The following is an 18,588-nucleotide window of genomic DNA, read 5'->3' on the forward strand; positions in this document are numbered from 1 at the left end:
CGCCGTCATTCGAATGGATATAGCCGGCTCGTTATTGCTCGCGATCGCCCTGATGCTGATCATCGAGGGGATGTTCCCCTTTGTGTTCCCGAGCGCCTGGCGTGACACGTTTCGTAGAATTGCGGAGCGGCCCGTGCATCAGGTGCGCATCGGTGGCCTGATCGTGATGGTGCTCGGGCTGGTTTTGCTGCTGATCGCGACATGAGCGCATCGTGAGCGAAGCCGGTTCGCCTGCCGGGCGCGGCGCGAACGCGAGCAGGGAACGAAACCCCGCGCCATGACCCGCCCGCCGCGGCGCTCACGCCGGACCGGACGTATTTTTCGCCATTCACCCGTCATATACCGGCGCGCCCGCGCGTCCGTGTTCAACGTCGTAGGACTGTATCGATGTCGACCTGGTTACTTCCCGAGAATATTGCCGACGTGCTGCCGTCGGAGGCCCGCAAGATCGAAGAGTTGCGTCGCCGGTTGCTGGACCGTTTCCGCGCCTATGGCTACGAAATGGTCATGCCGCCGATGCTCGAATATCTCGAGTCGCTGCTGACGAGCGGCGGCGGCGACCTGAACCTGCGCACGTTCAAGCTCGTCGACCAGATGTCGGGCCGCACGCTCGGCCTGCGCGCGGACATCACGCCGCAGGTCGCGCGTATCGATGCCCACCTGCTGAACCGTCAGGGCGTGACGCGCCTGTGTTATGCGGGCAATGTGCTACATACGCGTCCGCGCGGCCTCCACGCAACGCGTGAACAGATCCAGATCGGCGCCGAAATCTACGGGCATGCAGGCCTCGAAGCCGACCTCGAAATCCAGCAACTGATGCTCGACGCGCTGCGCCTTGCGGGTCTCGCCAAAGTGCGGCTCGACCTGTGCCATGCGGGTGTGCTCTCCGCGCTGATCGCGAATGAACCGAAAGCCGTCGCGCTGGGCGAAGCGCTCTACGACGCGCTCGCCGGCAAGGACGTGCCGCGTCTGGACGAACTGAGCGCGGACCTGACGCCCGCGACACGCGATGCGCTACGCGTCCTGCCGACGCTCTACGGCGACGCCTCGGTGCTCACCGAAGCCCGCGCGCGCCTGCCGGCCACACCGGAAATCGCGCGTGCGCTCGATGACCTCGCGTTCCTCGCGGCGCAGGTGGACGGCGCCGAAGTGATGATCGATCTGGCCGACCTGCGCGGCTATGCGTACCACAGCGGCGTGATGTTCTCGGCGTACGTCGACGGCGTACCGAACGCGGTGGCGCGCGGCGGACGTTACGACAAGGTCGGCGAAGCGTACGGTCGGGCGCGGCCCGCAACCGGCTTCTCGCTCGATCTGCGTGAAGTGGCGCGGATTTCGCCGGTCGAGGCGCGCAGCAGCGCGATCCTCGCGCCGTGGCAACACGACGACGCGCTGCGTGCGAGTGTCGCCGCACTGCGCGACGCCGGTGAAGTGGTGATCCAGGCATTGCCGGGCCACGATCACGATCTCGATGAATTCGCATGTGACCGCGTACTGGTCGAACGCAACGGCGCGTGGGTCGTGGAAGTACGCTCCTGAGCGCCGGAAAAGCCGGGCGCGGCGAGCCGCCGCGTCTACTTCAAAATACCCGGAATAACGGCCATGCCGTTGAGTGGAAACGGAAAAAATCCGGAACCTTCCGCGAATATCGGTAGAATACGTTTTTAACCAGCTTACGAAACAACATGTCTGCCAGCGCAGTGAATGTGAACCCCGGGCGCAACGTCGTCGTCGTGGGAACCCAGTGGGGTGATGAGGGCAAGGGCAAGATCGTCGACTGGCTGACGGACCACGCCCAGGGCGTCGTGCGCTTCCAGGGCGGTCACAATGCCGGCCACACGCTCATCATCGGCGGCAAGAAAACCATCTTGCGTCTGATTCCGTCGGGCATCATGCATCCCGGCGTTGCGTGCTACATCGGTAATGGCGTCGTGTTGTCGCCGGAAGCGCTGTTCAAGGAAATCGGCGAACTCGAAGCCGCAGGCGTGGATGTTCAAAAGCGTCTGTTCATTTCCGAAGCCACCACCCTGATCCTCCCGTATCACATCGCCATCGACCAGGCGCGCGAAGCGCATCGCGGCGCGGGCAAGATCGGTACAACGGGGCGCGGTATCGGCCCGGCCTACGAAGACAAGGTCGCACGCCGGGGCTTGCGCGTGCAGGATCTGTTCGAGCCGGAAGCGTTCGCTGAACGCCTGCGCGAAAACCTCGACTTCCACAACTTCGTGCTGACGCAGTACCTCGGCGCGCCGGCAGTCGACTTCCAGCAGACGCTCGACATGATGCTGGGCTATGCAGACCGTCTGAAGCCGATGGTCACCGACGTGTCCCGGCGTCTCTACGACGAAAATCACGCCGGCCACAACCTGCTGTTCGAAGGTGCGCAAGGCACGCTGCTCGACATCGATCACGGTACCTATCCGTTTGTCACGTCGAGCAACTGCGTGGCCGGTGCGGCCACGTCGGGCGCGGGCGTCGGTCCGCAAAAGCTGAACTACATCCTCGGCATCACGAAGGCGTATTGCACGCGCGTCGGTTCGGGCCCGTTCCCGAGCGAACTGTACGACGCCGATAACGCGAACCGTCAGGAGCAGATCGGCCTCACGCTCGCCACGGTCGGCAAGGAATTCGGTTCGGTCACGGGTCGTCCGCGCCGTACGGGCTGGCTCGATGCCGCCGCACTGCGTCGCTCGATCCAGATCAACGGCGTGTCGGGCCTGTGCATCACGAAGCTCGATGTCCTCGACGGTGTCGACGAAGTCAAGCTGTGCGTCGGCTACAAGCTCGACGGCAAGGACGCCGATATCCTGCCGCGCGGTGCGTCGGAAGTCGCCCGTTGTGAACCGGTGTACGAGACGTTTGACGGCTGGAAGGAAAGCACCATCGGCATCACCGACTGGAACAGGCTGCCCGCAAAGGCACGCGCGTACCTCACGCGTGTGCAGGAAGTGGCCGGCGTGCCGATCGACATGGTTTCCACCGGTCCGGATCGCGACGAAACCATTCTTCTTCGTCATCCGTTCGAGGCTTAAGTCATGACGCAGGGTGTGCCCATGATTGCGATGAAAGATCCTCGCAACGATGAAAAGAATCTTTGGGTCGGCTGGGACGAGTATCACCGTCTGATCGAATTGCTGGCGCTCGCCGTACATGAGTCCGGCTGGAAGTTCGACAAGATCCTGTGCCTCGCGCGCGGCGGTCTGCGCGTCGGCGACCAGCTGTCGCGTATTTACGACCTGCCGCTGGCCATTCTCGCCACGAGTTCGTATCGCGAGGCAGCCGGTACCGAGCAGGGCGAACTCGACATCGCGCAGTACATCACGATGACGCGCGGCGAACTGTCGGGCAATGTGCTGCTCGTCGACGATCTGGTCGATTCCGGTGTGACGCTGGCGCGCGTGCAGCAGCATCTGAAGGAGCGTTATCCGGCCATCACGGCGGTGCGTTCGGCCGTGCTGTGGTACAAGGGCTGTTCGAAGGTGACACCCGATTATCACGTGCAGTATCTGCCGACGAATCCGTGGATCCATCAGCCGTTTGAGGAATGGGACACGGTTCGTCCGCATAATCTCGGCGCGTGGATCAAGCGCGGAACCGCACAGGACACCGTGTTGAAGGCGTGATGACAGTGCAGGCGATCACGACATGGTGTGTCGCATAGAAACGGAGCCTGCGAGGGCTCCGTTTTTTTTGACGCGCCCACTGAACGAGCGGCCAGGGGCTGCGGTTGCTCGGGGCGCTCCGATGGCGCAGCCGGTCGTTCACGGCACGCGCCGGAAAGTGTTTCAGCGAGGACAGACGCGCCTTTAGGGCGATGCTACACTGCGCGGACGGTCCTCGTGGTGTATCCGCAACATGCCGGCCGGTCGGTTACGACGGCCAGTTTAGAATAGCGCTCGCTTTTCCGATCAGGAACGGATTTTCCGCGTTTATGACAAATACCAACCACGGGCGCAGGCAGCCTCTGCCTTCTCTCGCTATCGCTGCGATCGGTGTGGTCTTCGGCGACATCGGCACGAGCCCGTTGTATTCGCTTAAGGAGGCGTTCTCCCCGTCGCACGGGATTCCGCTCACCGACGCATCCATTCTTGGCGTCATCTCACTGCTGTTCTGGGCGATCGTGATCGTCGTCGGCGTCAAATACGTGCTGTTCGTGATGCGCGCCGACAATAACGGCGAGGGCGGTGTGCTGGCCCTGATGGCGCTCTCGTTAAGATCGTTCGATCAATCGGGCAAGGCGGCCGGCATGCTGATGATGCTCGGCATTTTCGGCGCGTGCATGTTCTACGGCGACGCGGTGATCACGCCGGCCATTTCGGTGATGTCCGCGGTCGAAGGGTTGCAGATCGCGGCGCCGAAACTGTCGCATCTTGTGATGCCGCTCACCATCGTCATCCTGATTCTGCTGTTCTGGATCCAGCGGCACGGCACCGCGCTCGTCGGGCGCCTGTTCGGCCCGATCATGGTGCTGTGGTTCCTGACGATCGCCGCGCTCGGCCTGACGCACATCGTACAGTCGCCGGGCGTCATTGCCGCGCTCAATCCGTACTACGCGTTTTCGTTCATGTCGGCGCACGTGCTGCAGGCGTATGTCGTGCTCGGCTCGGTCGTGCTGGTGCTGACCGGTGCCGAAGCGCTCTACGCCGACATGGGCCACTTCGGCGCGAAGCCGATCCGGGTGGCCTGGTATGCGCTCGTGATGCCTTCGCTCGTGCTGAACTACTTCGGGCAGGGTGCGCTGCTGATGCACGACCCGAAAGCAATCGAGAATCCGTTCTTCCTGCTCGCACCCGACTGGGCGCTTCTGCCGCTCGTGATCCTGTCGACGGTCGCGACGGTGATCGCATCGCAGGCGGTGATTTCGGGCGCCTACTCGCTGACGAGCCAGGCGATCCAGCTCGGTTACGTGCCGCGCATGAAGATCCTGCACACGTCGGAACTGGCGATCGGGCAGATCTACGTGCCGGTCGTGAACTGGATGCTGCTCTTCATCATCCTGTGCATCGTGATCAGCTTCAAGAGTTCGGACAACCTCGCGGCGGCATACGGTATTGCCGTGACCGCGACGATGGTGATCACGACCGTGCTCGCGTGCGTCGTGATGGTGAAGGTGTGGAACTGGAACAAGTTGCTGGTCGCGCTCATCATCGCGGCCTTCATGACGGTCGATCTCGGGTTCTTCGGCGCGAATCTGCTGAAGGTCGAGGAGGGCGGCTGGCTGCCGCTCGGCATCGGCGCGCTGCTGTTCTTCCTGTTGATGACGTGGTTCAAGGGCCGCATGATCGTCAAGGAACGCACGGCCGCCGACGGTATTCCGCTGATGCCGTTCCTGCAGGGGCTGCTTGCGCATCCGCCGCATCGCGTATCGGGTACCGCGATCTACCTGACGGGCAGCGATACGCTCGTGCCGGTGAGCCTGCTACACAACCTGAAGCACAACAAGGTGCTGCACGAACGCACGATTTTCCTGACGTTCGTCACGCGTGACATTCCGTATGTGAACGACGAAGAGCGTGTGACCGTGAAGGATCTTGAAGGCGGGCTGTATCTTGTCAAGGCAGCCTACGGCTTCAACGAAACGCCGGACGTGAAGGCCGTGCTGCTCGATGTCGGCCGGACGCATGACATGACGTTTGAATTGATGGACACGTCGTTCTTCCTCGCCCGTGAAACGGTTGTGCCGACGCAGTTGCCTGGCATGTCGGTATGGCGCGAACGCGTGTTCGCGTGGATGCATCAGAACGCCGCGAAACCGACCGACTTCTTCAGCATTCCGGCGAATCGCGTTGTCGAACTGGGAACGAAGATCGAGATCTGAACGTCGCGCGGCGTTGGCCGCACGGTGAACGAGAAAAATCCCACGCGGATGTGGGCTTTTTTGTGTCTGATGCAGGTGCGGTTGAAATGACGCGAGCCACGAGTGACCCGCGTCAGCGCCGCACACCTGCCCGTCGGGCTTAACGCTTCAGCCTGGCGAACGCAGCAGCCATGGCGCCAGCGGGCTCCGCGTCGCGCGAGCGTTGCTGCTGCCCGCGCCCACCGCCCGCTCCACCGCCGCCCGGACGGCCTGTGCCGCGGTCCTGCTGGGCGCCGCTTCGTGGCACGGAGCTGGCCGCGAAGTCGTCGTCGAGACGCATCGTGAGCGAGATGCGCTGACGCTTCACGTCGACTTCCTGCACCTTCACCTTCACGACCTGACCGGCCTTGACGACCTCGTGCGGGTCCTTGATGAACTTCGTCGACATCGCCGACACGTGCACGAGGCCGTCCTGATGCACACCGATATCGATGAACGCGCCAAATGCCGCGACGTTCGTCACGACACCTTCGAGCACCATGCCCGGCACGAGATCGGAAACCTTCTCGACGCCTTCGCGGAACGTGGCCGTTTTGAACTCGGGGCGCGGATCACGGCCCGGCTTTTCGAGTTCGGAGAGAATATCGCGCACGGTCGGCAGACCAAAACGGTCGTCGACGAATTCCGTCGGCGACAGGCCCGAGAGCGCCTCGCGGTTGCCCAGCACGTCGCCGACGTGCTTGCTGATTTTCGCGAGCATGCGTTCGACGAGCGGATACGCTTCCGGGTGAACGGAAGAGCGGTCGAGCGGATTCTCGCCACCGTTGATGCGCAGGAAGCCGGCGGCCTGCTCGAACGTCTTGTCGCCGAGGCGCGGCACGCGGCGCAGATGTTCGCGCGACGGGAACGGACCGTTCGCATCGCGATAGTCGACGATATTGCGCGCAAGCGTCGCGTTCAATCCCGACACGCGCGCGAGCAGCGCAACCGATGCCGTATTCGCATCGACGCCCACCGCGTTCACGCAATCCTCGACCACGGCGTCGAGCGCGCGCGCGAGTTCGCGCTGGTTCACGTCGTGCTGATACTGGCCGACGCCGATCGCCTTCGGCTCGATCTTCACGAGTTCGGCGAGCGGATCCTGCAGACGTCGCGCGATCGATACCGCGCCACGCAGTGACACGTCCATCCCGGGGAATTCCTTCGCCGCGAGTTCGGACGCCGAATACACGGATGCGCCGGCTTCGGATACGACGATCTTCTGCAGATTGAATTCCGGATGACGGGAGATCAGTTCGCTCGCGAGCTTGTCCGTTTCACGCGACGCCGTGCCGTTGCCAATGCTGATCAGCTCGGCCTGCGTCTGCGCGCAGATGCGCGCGAGTTTCGCGAGCGAGCCGTCCCAGTCGCGACGCGGTTCGTGCGGGTAGATCGTGTCGGTGGCGAGCACCTTGCCGGTACGATCGACCACCGCGACCTTCACGCCGGTGCGCAGACCCGGATCGAGGCCGATCACAGCCTTCGGTCCCGCCGGTGCGGCCAGCAGCAGATCCTTCAGGTTGCGGGCGAATACGCGAATGGCTTCGTGCTCGGCTTCGTCGCGCAGGTTCGTCAGCAGCTCGTTTTCGATGTGCGGCTGCACCTTGACGCGCCAGCACCAGCGGCACACGTCGGAAAGCCACTTGTCGGCGCCGCGGTTCTGGTTCGCGATGCCGAAATGGCGCGCGATCATCGCTTCGCCCGGATGCGGCACCTGCGCGTCGAGTTCCTCGCCGAGACCGAGCTTGATCATCAGCACGCCCGCGTTGCGGCCGCGGAAGAGCGCGAGCGCGCGATGCGACGGCACCGTGCGGATCGTTTCAGAATAGTCGTAGTAGTCGCGGAATTTTTCTTCTTCCGCGCTCTCCTTGCCCTCGACGACCTTCGACGACACCACGCCCTGGTTGAACAGGTAATCGCGCAGCTTGCCGAGCACTTCCGCGGTTTCGCCGAATTGTTCGGAGAGAATGTCGCGCGCGCCGTCGAGCGCGGCCTTTACGTCCGCGACGCCCTTTTCGGCATCGACATAAGCCGCTGCTTCGGTTTGCGGATCGAGCGTGGGGTCGGCGAGGAGCGCGTCGGCGAGCGGCTGGAGGCCGGCTTCGCGGGCGATCTGCGCGCGCGTGCGGCGTTTCGGCTTGTAGGGGAGGTACAGGTCTTCAAGAACCTGCTTGCTGTCGGCGGCTTCGAGCGCGGTGCGCAGCTCGTCGGTGAGCTTGCCCTGTTCGTCGATGCTGGCGATGATGGTCGCGCGTCGCTCTTCGAGCTCGCGCAGGTACAGGAGTCGCTCTTCGAGGTTACGCAGCTGCGTATCGTCGAGATTGCCGGTCACTTCCTTCCGGTAACGAGCGATAAACGGAACAGTCGATCCTTCATCGAGGAGTTGCACCGCGGCCGCGACCTGGCGCGGCTGGACGGCGAGTTCGGTGGCGATGCGCTGTACGATCTTGAGTGCTACGGTTTCCGTCATAAGGTATGCGTGTTCCTGCGGGTTTCGATCAGGGCCGCCTGAGATGCCGCGTCGGGCGAACCCACGGCGACCGGTTGCTGACGCGGGGCATTTTGCCATAAATGCCGGAGCGCTCAGGCGCGGGATGTTAGAATTTCGGGCATGTTCCGTTGCCTATCTACGACGTTGCCGATCTCCTGTTTCCCGTTCGCTGTGCCTCGTGACCCGCGCGTTTTCGCGCCGGTCGGTCCGTTTTCCGGTTTGTCCGTGAAGGCGCGTCCGGGTTCAATGCTGGCCGCTCGTTTAACGGCCCTGTCGGCGGGAGCACTCGGTATGTGCGTCGCAGCAGTGTTGCTGGCTTTCGCCGTGCCGGCGCAGGCACAGAACGCGCCTGCATCGCCTGCTGCCATGGATGCCGCGTCTGCTGTCCCGGGCACGCAGGCTGGATCGCCAGACGCCAGCAGCAACGATTTCGACGTGCGCCAGAAAGCGCTCAACACGCGCACCGAAGAGAACAACTACAAGTATGCAGTCGCGCAGCACAACTGCTATAGCACGTTCTTCGTGAATCACTGTATCGGCAAGGCGCGCGACGCGATGCGCGAAGTCGCGGCGGACATCCGCAAGCAGCAGCTCGCGCTTGACGATGAACAGCGCGTCGAGCGCGCACGCAAGCGTGACGAAGAGGCCGCGATCAACCGCGCCCGCGACGAAGCGGAAGCCCCGCAGCGCGCCGCGGACGACGCCCGTAACGCCCAGGCGTTCGAGGACAAGCAGCGCCAGCACGAACTGGATCAGGCGCAGCGTAACGCCGAGGCGCCGCAACGTGCCGCGAACGAGAAGGCGTTCCAGGCGAAGCAGCAACAGCACGCAATCGATCAGGCGCAACGCAGCGTTAGCGCTTCGGATGCGGCGGCGAACCAGAAGGCTTACGATTCGAAGCAGTCCGACTATCAGCGCAAGCTCGACGAGGCGCGACAGCAGGGCGCCCAGAAGGCGCAGGAGCGGGTTGAAAAGACGCAGCGCTACGACCAGAAGCAGATCGACGCCGCGCAGCACAAGGCCGATGTCGAGGCACGCCAGAAGCAGGCCGCCGAGAAAGCGCAGCAAAAAGCCCAGCAGCAACAGCAGGACGAGTTGAAGCAGCAGCAGTTGCAACAACAACAGCAGCAACAGAATCAGTAACGCGTTTTTGGGCCGGACAGCAACCTCAGGCGAGAACGGCTGCACGAGGCAGCCCTCGCCACTTTGGAGGAGAAGGCGAGCATGCGCGATCATCAGCACGTCATTAACGCGAATACGCTTCGCGACCGCATTCTGCAACTGGAATCGGAACACAGTGGTCTTGATCGCCTGATCGACAAGGTGTCAGACGACCCCGGCATCGACGACCTCGAGATACAGCGCCTGAAAAAGCGCAAGCTCAAGGTCAAGGACACCATCATCTTGCTGCAGTTGCAGCTCGAACCGGACGCGCGCGCCTGAGTGCGTGACCTGGCAGGCGCCGGGTCGCCCCGCGCGCACCGGACTTTGCAGGAATCGCTTGCCTTGAATTCACCGTCTGTTCCATCTTCCCGTCAGCCGTCAGGCGACGACGCCGTCGCGCCGGGCGATAAACGCACCGCAACGGGTGCGCTCGCGGTCACGCTGAACCCGAAGCGCGTCACCCAGCTCGACGACATTTTCGCCGCCGACGGGCTGCTCGCGCGGCAGATCGATGGCTATCGTTCGCGCACTTCGCAGATCGAAATGGCGCGCGCCGTCGCGGCCGTGATGGAAGCCTCCGGCAAGGCGCTCCCCGAGCCGGCGATGTTCGAGGCGCAGCAGCGTCCCGCGCGGCGTCTGCAGGGTGCGGCGTCGACAGGCGGTACGGCTGGCGCAGCGGCGGGCGCGGACGGCGCGCAATCGCAGGATGCCGCGAGCGCGTCCGACAGCGGCGAGAACACGCTGATCGTCGAGGCGGGCACGGGTACCGGCAAGACCTATGCGTACCTCGTGCCGGCGATGCTGTGGGGCGGCAAGGTCATCGTATCGACCGGCACGAAGCATTTGCAGGACCAGCTGTTCCAGCGCGACATTCCGACCGTGCGCGACGCGCTCGCGGTGCCGGTGTCGGTCGCGATGCTGAAGGGCCGCGTGAACTATCTCTGCCACTACTATCTGCAGCGAACCGCCGACAGCGGCCGTCTGCCGTCGCGTCAGGAAACGTCGTATCTGCAGGACATCATCCGGTTCGCGAAGATCACGCGTACCGGCGACAAGGCCGAGCTCGCGAGCGTGCCGGAAACGGCGCAGGTGTGGTCGATGGTGACCTCGACGCGCGAAAACTGTCTCGGTCAGGAGTGTCCGCACTACAAGGACTGTTTCGTGATGCAGGCGCGTCGCGAGGCGCAGCAGGCCGATATCGTCGTCGTGAACCATCATCTGTTTTTCGCCGACATCATGTTGCGCGATACCGGCATGGCCGAACTGCTGCCGACAGCAAACACGATCGTCTTCGACGAAGCGCATCAGTTGCCTGAAACCGCGACGCTGTTCTTCGGTGAGACGTTGTCGACCGCGCAGTTCCTCGAGCTCGCCCGCGACTCGGTTGCCGAAGGCCTCGGACATGCGCGCGACGCCGTCGAATGGGTGAAGCTCGGCGGCGCGCTCGAACGCGCGGCGCGCGACGTGCGCCTCGCGTTCAGGGAAGACTCGGTACGCATGTCGATCGGCCAGTTGCCTGACGATCATCCGCTTTTTGCCGCGCTCGAAACGCTGGAGACCGAACTCGACGCGCTCGCGACCGCGCTCGCGGGTCATGCGGAACGGGCCGAATCGATCGGCGCCTGTCTGCGTCGCGCGCGCGAACTGCAAGGCATTCTCGCCGGCTGGACGACGCCGACGGCCGATGCCGGGCGCGAGCCGGCCAGCGAAGCCAGGCCGAAAGACGCAACCGATCCGGACGAGAAAGTACGCTGGATCGAAGTGTTCTCGCACACGGTTCAGCTGCACGAAACGCCGTTGTCGGTCGCGCCGATTTTCGCGAAGCAGCGCGCTGGTGTGCCGCGCGCGTGGATCTTCACGTCGGCGACGTTATCGGTTCGCGGCGACTTCACGCACTACGCCGCGCAGATGGGGCTGAACGCGCGTCGTTCGATGACGCTGTCGAGCCCGTTCGACTACGCCACGCAAGGTTTGCTGTACGTGCCGCGCAATCTGCCGCAGCCTTCTTCTCCGGCTTTCACCGATGCGGTTTTCGACGCGGCGTTGCCGGCCATCGAGGCGTCGGGCGGTGGTGTGTTCATGCTCTGCACGACGTTACGTGCGGTCGATCGCATCGCGACGAAGCTGCGTGACACGATCGAATCGCGTGGCTGGAATTATCCGTTGCTCGTGCAGGGCGACGCGAGCCGCACTGAATTGCTGGAGCGTTTTCGCACGTATGGCAATGCGATTCTCGTCGGCAGCCAGAGCTTCTGGGAAGGGGTGGACGTGCGGGGCGACGCGCTGTCGCTCGTGGTGATCGACAAGCTGCCGTTCGCGCCGCCGGACGATCCGGTGCTGTCGGCGCGGCTCGATGCGTTGACGAAGAAAGGATTGAGCCCGTTTGCGGTCCACCAGTTGCCACAGGCGGTCATCACGCTGAAGCAGGGTGCGGGGCGTCTGATCCGCGCGGAAACGGATCGCGGCGTGCTGATGATCTGCGACACGCGTCTCGTCGACAAACCGTATGGCCGGCGTATCTGGCAAAGCCTGCCGCCGTTCAAACGCACACGGGAAATCGAAGTGGTGCGTGAGTTTTTCTCGGAAGCGGTTTCGCCTTCTGACTGATGCTTGACGCATGAGAGAAAGCGCGCGTTCAGGTAATGCGGCTTTTGCTTTTTAACGTGTACACAACATCGGACTGCAAAAGCAGGTCCCCAAAGCAAAACGCCACGGATGTGAATCCGTGGCGTTTTGCTTTACCGCACCGGGAAGCCGGGTGGGCCTCCTGATACGGCATTCACCCAGAGGCGAACCCTTTGCTACAGCTTACTGGCTTGCGCCCGAAGCCGGCTCAGCAGCCGAAGCAGCAGCGTCCGAAGCGGCGGCGCCTGCATCCGATGCAGCCGTCGAAGCCGAAGCAGCAGCGTCGCTCGCAGCAGCAGTAGCGTCCGAAGCAGCAGCAGTAGCGTCCGAAGCTGCAGCAGCCGGAGCCGATGCAGCAGCAGCGTCGCTAGCCGGGGCTGCTGCCTGATCGCTGCTCTTGTTGCATGCAGCCAGTGCCATAGCTGCCAACAGGGATGCTACGAGGAGGGATTTCTTCATGATCACGTCCTTTTATGGTTAAAGGTAAGCAACAGCGCAAAATATTACCGGTAATGTGCTCCAACACCAACCTGGGCCGCTGGTGGAGACGCACTTCATGAGCGTGAATCTTCCCTACGGCTTGGGCGGAAATTATATGCACTTTCGTATCGACCGTCGATAAATCCGGGGTCAATACGTTGTCTTTCTCATACAAATTTTATCGGTACGGTATTACACGTAGACGGACCTAGGCAAGCTCGCCTACCTGTATCCAGCCCGCACAATACCACTCGTGTAGCAGTGCTGTCACCGAGGAATCGTCAGAGAGTGTTACAAAGCGTTTCGCACTCATGAAACGGCTATCGGCGAGTTCAATCAGCCACTTTTTTACACCTGCAAGTCTGTTTTCTTCTCCATTCAGGAAGTAAAAGCGGGCGTCATACAACAGGATCGACTTGCGATCGAGCCGGACGCCATTTTTCGATGCGCGCTCGATAAAACGCGTCTCTGTCAATGGCCGTACGGGTGGATCGAATACGACGCTCGGTTTCGGCTCACTCAGATAAGTGCCCAGAAACGTCGAGACGGCACGCGCATCCCAGGACACCTTCGCAAGTATCGAGCCAACCCGTTCGACGAGCGCCACGGGTAATTGCGCCGGATGATTCACCGCGGGTTGTTTCGGGTCGCGATAAAGTTCGCGGACGTCGCCGCCCGTGTCGCTGCGTTCGGCCAGATGGTAGAGAAACTGGCCCGTCAGTTCCTGTGTGGACGGCGCGCGAAAGCCGATCGAGCAGGTCATGCATTCGCCTTCCGCGACGCCGTCGTGCGCGATGTGCGGCGGCAGATACAGCATGTCGCCGGGCTCCAGCACCCATTCCTCTTCAGGTTCGAAATGCTGTAACACTTTCAGCGGCAAGTCTTCGCGAAGCGACAGGTCACGCTGCGCGCCGAATCGCCAGCGACGCTTGCCGTGCACCTGCAGCAGAAAGACGTCGTAGGAATCGAAATGCGCGCCGACGCCGCCGCCATCGGTTGCGTACGAGATCATCAGATCGTCCAGACGCGCGTCCGGCACGAAGCGAAACCGGTCGAGCAATGCCCGGGCGCGGTCGTCGTGCAGGTCGACGCCCTGAACCAGCAGCGTCCATGCGCGCTGTTTGACGGGCGGCAGTTCATCGGGTGCGAACGGGCCGTGCTCGAGTTGCCACCTGTTGCGAAAGTGCGTGATCAGGCGGGATTCGACATCGTCGTCGCCGGCGAGCTCGAAGAGCGCATCGCGCGAGAGCGGCGGCACGATATCCGGAATGGCCTTGCGGATCAGCAGCGGCTTTTTCTGCCAGTAACGGCGCATGAATTGCGCCGGCGTGAGGTTGCCGAGGAGCGCTATCGGCGTATCGGGCAGGGGCGGTCGAATGGGCGAAAGATTTCGGGCCGAAGCCGTGCCTGGCGGGTGTTCAAGGGGCCGCTTGGGCATCGTATAATGTGAGTTGTATTCTGGAGAATTGAATGAAAATCGCAAAGAACACCGTCGTGTCGGTCGCTTACAAGCTGTCGGATGCGCAGGGCAATCTGATTGAAGAAAGCGACGAGCCGATGGTCTATCTGCATGGCGGCTATGATGGCACGTTCCCCAAGATCGAGGAAGCGCTCGATAGCCAGGAAGCGGGCTATGAAACCCAGGTTCAACTGGAGCCGGCAGACGCGTTCGGCGAGTACGATCCCGATCTCGTGAAAATCGAACCGCGCGAGCGTTTCCCCGAGCCGCTCGAAGTCGGCATGCAGTTCGAAGGCACGCCGGATGAAGGCGACGAAGACCTCGATTCGCTGATCTACACCGTGACGGATGTCGCGGGAGACAAGGTCGTGCTCGACGGCAACCATCCGCTGGCCGGCATGGCGCTGCGCTTTGCGCTGACGGTCAAGGAAGTGCGCGAAGCGACCGAAGACGAAATCCAGCACGAGCACGCACACGGCGCCGACGGTCTCGAAGTCCTCGACGATGACGACGACGAAGAAGACGACAACAAATCAGGGCCCACGCTGCACTGAACTGGCAGGCGTGCTGGGGAAGATGGGCGGCATGTCCGGGGTAAGCGGAATGCCCGTCGGGTTGCCCCCGCCATTGCCCGTGTTTCCACCACTGCCGGGAGCCGGTATGGGGATGTCGGGCGGCAGGTCGGATGCGGGCGGCAGCGACGGAATCTCCGGCATCGACGGCACAGGTTCCTCATGCACGTTGCCCGGCGGCGGCGTGGGTGTCATCGGCACGTTCTTCGGCACGTCCCGCACGCTTACCCGGAACGGTGGTCTTCGCGCCGTATCCGCATCGATCTCGATCCACTGATTCAGCCGGTCTCGCGGCGCAAAGGCGATGCGGGTGAGATTCGTCACCAGCGCGCCCTTGTCATTGCGTAATGGCTGATCGATCTGGAATCCGGCAGGCACGTTCTGGTCATCGTGATGAACGACGAGAATCGGGCCGCGAAAAGTCTGCGCCAGTTTGACAAGGCTGCGTTTGAGTTCCAGGTAACCGTCGCGACGCCGGTTGCGCGCGAAGCGCAGCCACGCGAAGCGCTCAGGGCGCTCATAACGTTCCGGATCCGGGTCACCTTGAATGAACACGACGATCGCGCGCGCGTTGCGGCGCTTCGCGAATTCGGCCGCGTGTTCGAGCCAGAACGCGTTCGCCACCACACGATCTTCGAATTCGCCGTTCCGGCCGCCTGCATTCAGATAGTGATTGTTCGGCGACGGCACGTTCAACGCGAGAAACACCGTATCTCTCACCTGCCAGCGCACGTTTTCCCGATAGGGATGAAATCGCGACACTTCGCTTTCACGCGTGAGCGGAATCGGGTTCTGGCCCAGCGACGACGCATCGGCAAATATCGTCTGCCGCAGCAGATCCAGCCGTTCGACCGGATCGTAGCCGCCCGCCTGCGCGGCGCCGCAGTCGACCCAGTCGTGCTGGCCGGGCACGAAAATGAGCGCCGGGCGCGCCGCTTCGAGCAGCGTCTGGCGTCGCGCGTACAGCGCGTCGTTGCAGGTTTCTTTTGCGCCTTTCAGATTGCCGTCGTAGACAATGAACGAGACGTCGTTATCGCGGCCGATGGTATCGAGCAGACGCTGTGTCGGCGCCTCGTCAGCGGGGCTTTCGAGCGTGCCGCTGACGACCGCGAACGTGTAACGCGAACCGGCCGCGCGTGCCGCCGCCGGTTGCGCGCAGATCACGCTGCATGCCAGCGCAATGGCAAGTGCCGCGCGGAAATCGCACGGGCACGACAGAGACCGCGTACGGTCAATGGTCCGCATCTGGCGCGCCGGCCAGGTCTTGCAGTTCGTAGAGCAACTGCAGCGCGTCGCGCGCACTCAGGTCGTCCACGTCGATCGCACGCAGCTTTTCGATGAGCGGGTAATGTTGGGGCGCTTGTCCGGCCTCTGGTTCATCGTCCGCGTCATCGAGTTGCAGCGGTGCCGCGAAGAGGTCGAGTTGCGGCGTGTCCTGTGTCACCGATTGCTGCTCGAGATGCGCAAGGTGCCGGCGAGCCGCGCGAATCACGGCCGACGGTACGCCAGCCAGTTGCGCGACCTGCAAGCCGTAACTCTGGTTCGCGGGGCCTTCCTCGACGGCATGCAGGAACACGATGCCGTGCCCGTGTTCGACCGCCGAAAGATGGACGTTCGCCGCCTGCGGGAATTCGGCGGGCAGTTGCGTGAGCTCGAAGTAGTGCGTCGCGAACAGCGTATGGCAGCCATTGTGAGCGAGCAGATGCCTTGCGATCGCCCATGCGAGCGCAAGGCCGTCGAAGGTCGACGTGCCGCGGCCGATTTCATCCATCAGCACGAGGCTTTGTGGCGTCGCGTCGTTGAGGATCGCCGCGGCTTCGGTCATTTCGACCATGAACGTCGAACGGCCGCCTGCAAGGTCGTCGGCCGCGCCGATGCGCGTGAAGATGCGGTCGATCGGGCCGAACCGCGCGCTTCGTGCCGGCACATAACTGCCGGTGTACGCCATCAGCGCGATCAAGGCTGTTTGACGCATGAACGTCGATTTACCGCCCATATTCGGGCCGGTGATCAACAGCAGCTTGCGTTCGTGCGACAGCGTGCAGTCGTTCGCGATGAACTGCTCGACCTGCGCTTCCACAACCGGATGGCGGCCTTGCTCGATTTCGATGCCGGCGTTGCCGGAAAACGTTGGCGCGACCCAGTCGAGCGCTCGCGCGCGTTCCGCGAACGCCGCGAGCAGATCGAGTTCCGCGAGCGCTGAGGCCACGCGCTGGCAATCCGCGATGAACGGCAGCAGCGATTGCAGTAGCGCGTCATAGAGCGACTTCTCGCGGGCGAGCGCGCGTTCCTGCGCGGACAGCGCCTTGTCTTCGAACGTTTTCAGTTCCGGCGTGATGTAGCGTTCGGCGTTTTTCAGCGTCTGGCGGCGGCGGTAGTCGTCGGGTACCTTGTCCGTCTGGCCACGCGTGACCTCGATATAGAAGCCGTGAACCTTGTTGTACTCGACGCGCAGATTCGGGATGCCAGTGCGCGCGCGCTCGCGCGTTTCGAGATCGATCAGGAACTGGCCGCAGTTCTCCGAGATGTCGCGCAGTTCGTCCAGACCGGCATCGTAGCCGCGGGCAATCACGCCGCCGTCGCGCACCATCGCGGCCGGTTCGGGCGCGATCGCGCGCGTCAGCAGCTCGACGCAATCCATGGGCGGCGCGAGCGACAGGTCGATGTGCGCGAGCGAATCCGATGCGCCTGCGAGCGGCGCAATCTGCGTGCGTAGCGCGGGCAGGGCGATGAACGTATCGCGCAGGCTCGACAGATCGCGCGGACGCGCCGACAGCAGCGCGAGGCGGCCTGTAATCCGTTCGATATCGGAAATCTGCCGCAGTGCCGTACGCAGCGCGTCGAGACTCGCAGCGACAGGCGCGTCGAGCAGCGCACCGATGGCCTGCTGACGTGCTTCAGCAATCGCGGCGTCGCGCGGCGGATGATGCAGCCAGTGACGCAGCAGCCGGCTGCCCATCGTCGTGCAGCACGTGTCGAGCAGCGAACACAGCGTGGGCGATTCGGTACCGCGCAGTGTCTCGGTCAACTCCAGATTGCGCCGGGTTGCCGGATCGAGACCGATATATTCCGACTCGGATTCGACTTTCAGGCTGCGGACGTGACGCAGTTGCTGCCCTTGCGTTGCCGCCGCGTAAAGCAGCAGCGCGCCAGCCGCGCCGCAGGCGCTCGCGAGCGAATGTGCGCTGAAGCCGTCGAGACTCGCCACGTTCAGCTGGTCGCATAGACGCTGCGTGCCCGACGCCACATCGAAGTGCCACGCCGGCACGCGCGTGACAGCGCCGGCGCCCGTTGCGGGCGAATCGCTGCCCGTATCGGATGCCGTATCGGCGACCAGAATCTCAGCAGGGCGAATCCGCTCCAGCGCAGTGGCGACCTGACCGGGTGCCACTTCGGCGAGACGCAACGCGCCGCTCGCCAGATTCAGCCACGCGAGGCCGACCGTGGTTGCTACACCGCGCCGGTTGTGGCCGACGCACATCGCCAGCAGGTACACGTCGCTCTTGTCCGACAGCAACGCCGCATCGGTCAGTGTGCCGGGCGTGACGACGCGCATCACCTTGCGCTCGACCGGCCCCTTCGACGTAGCCGGATCGCCGGTCTGTTCGCAGATCGCCACCGATTCGCCGAGTTTCACCAGCTTCGCCAGATACTGTTCGACGGCATGATGCGGCACGCCCGCCATCCTGATCGGGTTGCCCGCGGATGCGCCGCGCTGCGTCAGCGTCAGATCGAGCAGGCGCGCGGCTTTCTCCGCATCTTCGAAAAAGAGCTCGTAGAAATCACCCATCCGGTAGAACACGAGCGTGCCCGGATGTTCGCTCTTGATGCGCAGATACTGCTGCATCATCGGCGTGTGCTGTGCGACGGTTTCGTTGGGTGTTGCGATTGGAGTGCCCATCCTGATGTCGTGCATTGGTGTTCAGGGCGTGAGTTTAACCCGCCTGCGTCGCCTGTGAAC

General features: G+C 63.2%; 14 protein-coding genes. 9 read left to right on the forward strand and 5 right to left on the reverse strand.

Features of this window, described 5'->3' with window-relative positions; all coding sequences use genetic code 11:
- The first annotated feature begins 13 nt into the window (after positions 1–13).
- From LPA37_RS00895 to LPA37_RS00915, 5 genes are all read left to right on the forward strand, one after another.
- Positions 14–205 (forward strand): DUF2065 domain-containing protein, encoded by a 192-nt coding sequence (locus tag LPA37_RS00895; RefSeq protein ID WP_228977878.1) that lies wholly within the window; start codon positions 14–16, stop codon positions 203–205.
- A 182-nt stretch (positions 206–387) separates the two neighbouring features.
- Positions 388–1,539: an ATP phosphoribosyltransferase regulatory subunit gene (locus tag LPA37_RS00900; protein WP_229011048.1), complete on the forward strand. Its 1,152-nt coding sequence runs from the start codon at positions 388–390 to the stop codon at positions 1,537–1,539.
- A 146-nt stretch (positions 1,540–1,685) separates the two neighbouring features.
- Entirely contained in the window at positions 1,686–3,032 is a 1,347-nt protein-coding gene (locus LPA37_RS00905; RefSeq protein WP_229011050.1) for an adenylosuccinate synthase, read from the forward strand.
- Positions 3,033–3,035: 3 nt separating this feature from the next.
- Positions 3,036–3,623 carry a phosphoribosyltransferase gene (locus LPA37_RS00910; protein WP_228977720.1) on the forward strand — a complete coding sequence of 196 codons (588 nt, stop codon included), beginning with the start codon at positions 3,036–3,038 and terminating at the stop codon, positions 3,621–3,623.
- A gap of 308 nt (positions 3,624–3,931) precedes the next feature.
- Positions 3,932–5,818 carry a potassium transporter Kup gene (locus LPA37_RS00915; protein ID WP_229011052.1) on the forward strand — a complete coding sequence of 629 codons (1,887 nt, stop codon included), beginning with the start codon at positions 3,932–3,934 and terminating at the stop codon, positions 5,816–5,818.
- Between the two features lie 139 nt (positions 5,819–5,957).
- On the opposite strand, the gene LPA37_RS00920 is transcribed toward LPA37_RS00915, so the two are convergent.
- The gene (locus tag LPA37_RS00920; protein ID WP_229011054.1) at positions 5,958–8,306 is read right to left on the reverse strand and encodes a Tex family protein; all 2,349 of its coding nucleotides are present in this window, start codon (positions 8,304–8,306) and stop codon (positions 5,958–5,960) included.
- A gap of 267 nt (positions 8,307–8,573) precedes the next feature.
- On the opposite strand from LPA37_RS00920, the gene LPA37_RS00925 reads away from it, so the two are divergent.
- From LPA37_RS00925 to LPA37_RS00935, 3 genes are all read left to right on the forward strand, one after another.
- A complete protein-coding gene (locus LPA37_RS00925; protein ID WP_407672464.1) occupies positions 8,574–9,470 on the forward strand; it encodes a colicin transporter in 897 nt (298 codons plus the stop codon).
- An 81-nt stretch (positions 9,471–9,551) separates the two neighbouring features.
- Positions 9,552–9,770, forward strand: a complete 219-nt coding sequence (locus tag LPA37_RS00930; RefSeq protein WP_228977715.1) for a DUF465 domain-containing protein — start codon at positions 9,552–9,554, stop codon at positions 9,768–9,770.
- Positions 9,771–9,833: 63 nt separating this feature from the next.
- Positions 9,834–12,098, forward strand: coding sequence for an ATP-dependent DNA helicase (locus tag LPA37_RS00935; protein WP_228977713.1), 2,265 nt, complete (start codon positions 9,834–9,836; stop codon positions 12,096–12,098).
- 201 nt (positions 12,099–12,299) lie between these two features.
- Here LPA37_RS00935 and LPA37_RS27855 read toward each other — a convergent pair whose 3' ends face one another.
- Complete coding sequence (locus LPA37_RS27855) at positions 12,300–12,575, reverse strand: hypothetical protein (protein ID WP_407672465.1); 276 nt, start codon at positions 12,573–12,575, stop codon at positions 12,300–12,302.
- 229 nt (positions 12,576–12,804) lie between these two features.
- Positions 12,805–14,034, reverse strand: coding sequence for a cupin domain-containing protein (locus LPA37_RS00940; protein ID WP_229011056.1), 1,230 nt, complete (start codon positions 14,032–14,034; stop codon positions 12,805–12,807).
- A 32-nt stretch (positions 14,035–14,066) separates the two neighbouring features.
- Between LPA37_RS00940 and LPA37_RS00945 the strand changes: the two genes are divergently transcribed.
- On the forward strand, positions 14,067–14,609 hold the full coding sequence (locus LPA37_RS00945; RefSeq protein ID WP_228977708.1) for an FKBP-type peptidyl-prolyl cis-trans isomerase: 543 nt from the start codon (positions 14,067–14,069) through the stop codon (positions 14,607–14,609).
- On the opposite strand, the gene LPA37_RS00950 is transcribed toward LPA37_RS00945, so the two are convergent.
- Positions 14,589–15,872 carry a hypothetical protein gene (locus LPA37_RS00950; protein WP_229011059.1) on the reverse strand — a complete coding sequence of 428 codons (1,284 nt, stop codon included), beginning with the start codon at positions 15,870–15,872 and terminating at the stop codon, positions 14,589–14,591. The two genes, LPA37_RS00945 and LPA37_RS00950, sit on opposite strands and share 21 nt — an antisense overlap.
- Positions 15,859–18,528 carry a DNA mismatch repair protein MutS gene (gene mutS / locus LPA37_RS00955; RefSeq protein WP_229011061.1) on the reverse strand — a complete coding sequence of 890 codons (2,670 nt, stop codon included), beginning with the start codon at positions 18,526–18,528 and terminating at the stop codon, positions 15,859–15,861. The genes LPA37_RS00950 and mutS overlap by 14 nt, the downstream gene beginning before the upstream one ends.
- Positions 18,529–18,588: the final 60 nt, after the last annotated feature.

Origin of the sequence: Paraburkholderia gardini (assembly GCF_907164545.1) — a bacterium.
Classification (GTDB): Bacteria; Pseudomonadota; Gammaproteobacteria; order Burkholderiales; family Burkholderiaceae; genus Paraburkholderia; species Paraburkholderia gardini.

Bases quoted from the DNA above. Each gene is read 5' to 3' on its own strand.
- LPA37_RS00895 (WP_228977878.1), top strand. From the start codon at position 14: ATGGATATAGCCGGCTCGTTATTGCTCGCGATCGCCCTGATGCTGATC.
- LPA37_RS00900 (WP_229011048.1), top strand. From the start codon at position 388: ATGTCGACCTGGTTACTTCCCGAGAATATTGCCGACGTGCTGCCGTCG.
- LPA37_RS00905 (WP_229011050.1), top strand. From the start codon at position 1,686: ATGTCTGCCAGCGCAGTGAATGTGAACCCCGGGCGCAACGTCGTCGTC.
- LPA37_RS00910 (WP_228977720.1), top strand. From the start codon at position 3,036: ATGACGCAGGGTGTGCCCATGATTGCGATGAAAGATCCTCGCAACGAT.
- LPA37_RS00915 (WP_229011052.1), top strand. From the start codon at position 3,932: ATGACAAATACCAACCACGGGCGCAGGCAGCCTCTGCCTTCTCTCGCT.
- LPA37_RS00920 (WP_229011054.1), bottom strand. From the start codon at position 8,306: ATGACGGAAACCGTAGCACTCAAGATCGTACAGCGCATCGCCACCGAA.
- LPA37_RS00925 (WP_407672464.1), top strand. From the start codon at position 8,574: ATGCTGGCCGCTCGTTTAACGGCCCTGTCGGCGGGAGCACTCGGTATG.
- LPA37_RS00930 (WP_228977715.1), top strand. From the start codon at position 9,552: ATGCGCGATCATCAGCACGTCATTAACGCGAATACGCTTCGCGACCGC.
- LPA37_RS27855 (WP_407672465.1), bottom strand. From the start codon at position 12,575: ATGAAGAAATCCCTCCTCGTAGCATCCCTGTTGGCAGCTATGGCACTG.
- LPA37_RS00940 (WP_229011056.1), bottom strand. From the start codon at position 14,034: ATGCCCAAGCGGCCCCTTGAACACCCGCCAGGCACGGCTTCGGCCCGA.
- LPA37_RS00945 (WP_228977708.1), top strand. From the start codon at position 14,067: ATGAAAATCGCAAAGAACACCGTCGTGTCGGTCGCTTACAAGCTGTCG.
- LPA37_RS00950 (WP_229011059.1), bottom strand. From the start codon at position 15,872: ATGCGGACCATTGACCGTACGCGGTCTCTGTCGTGCCCGTGCGATTTC.
- mutS (WP_229011061.1), bottom strand. From the start codon at position 18,528: ATGGGCACTCCAATCGCAACACCCAACGAAACCGTCGCACAGCACACG.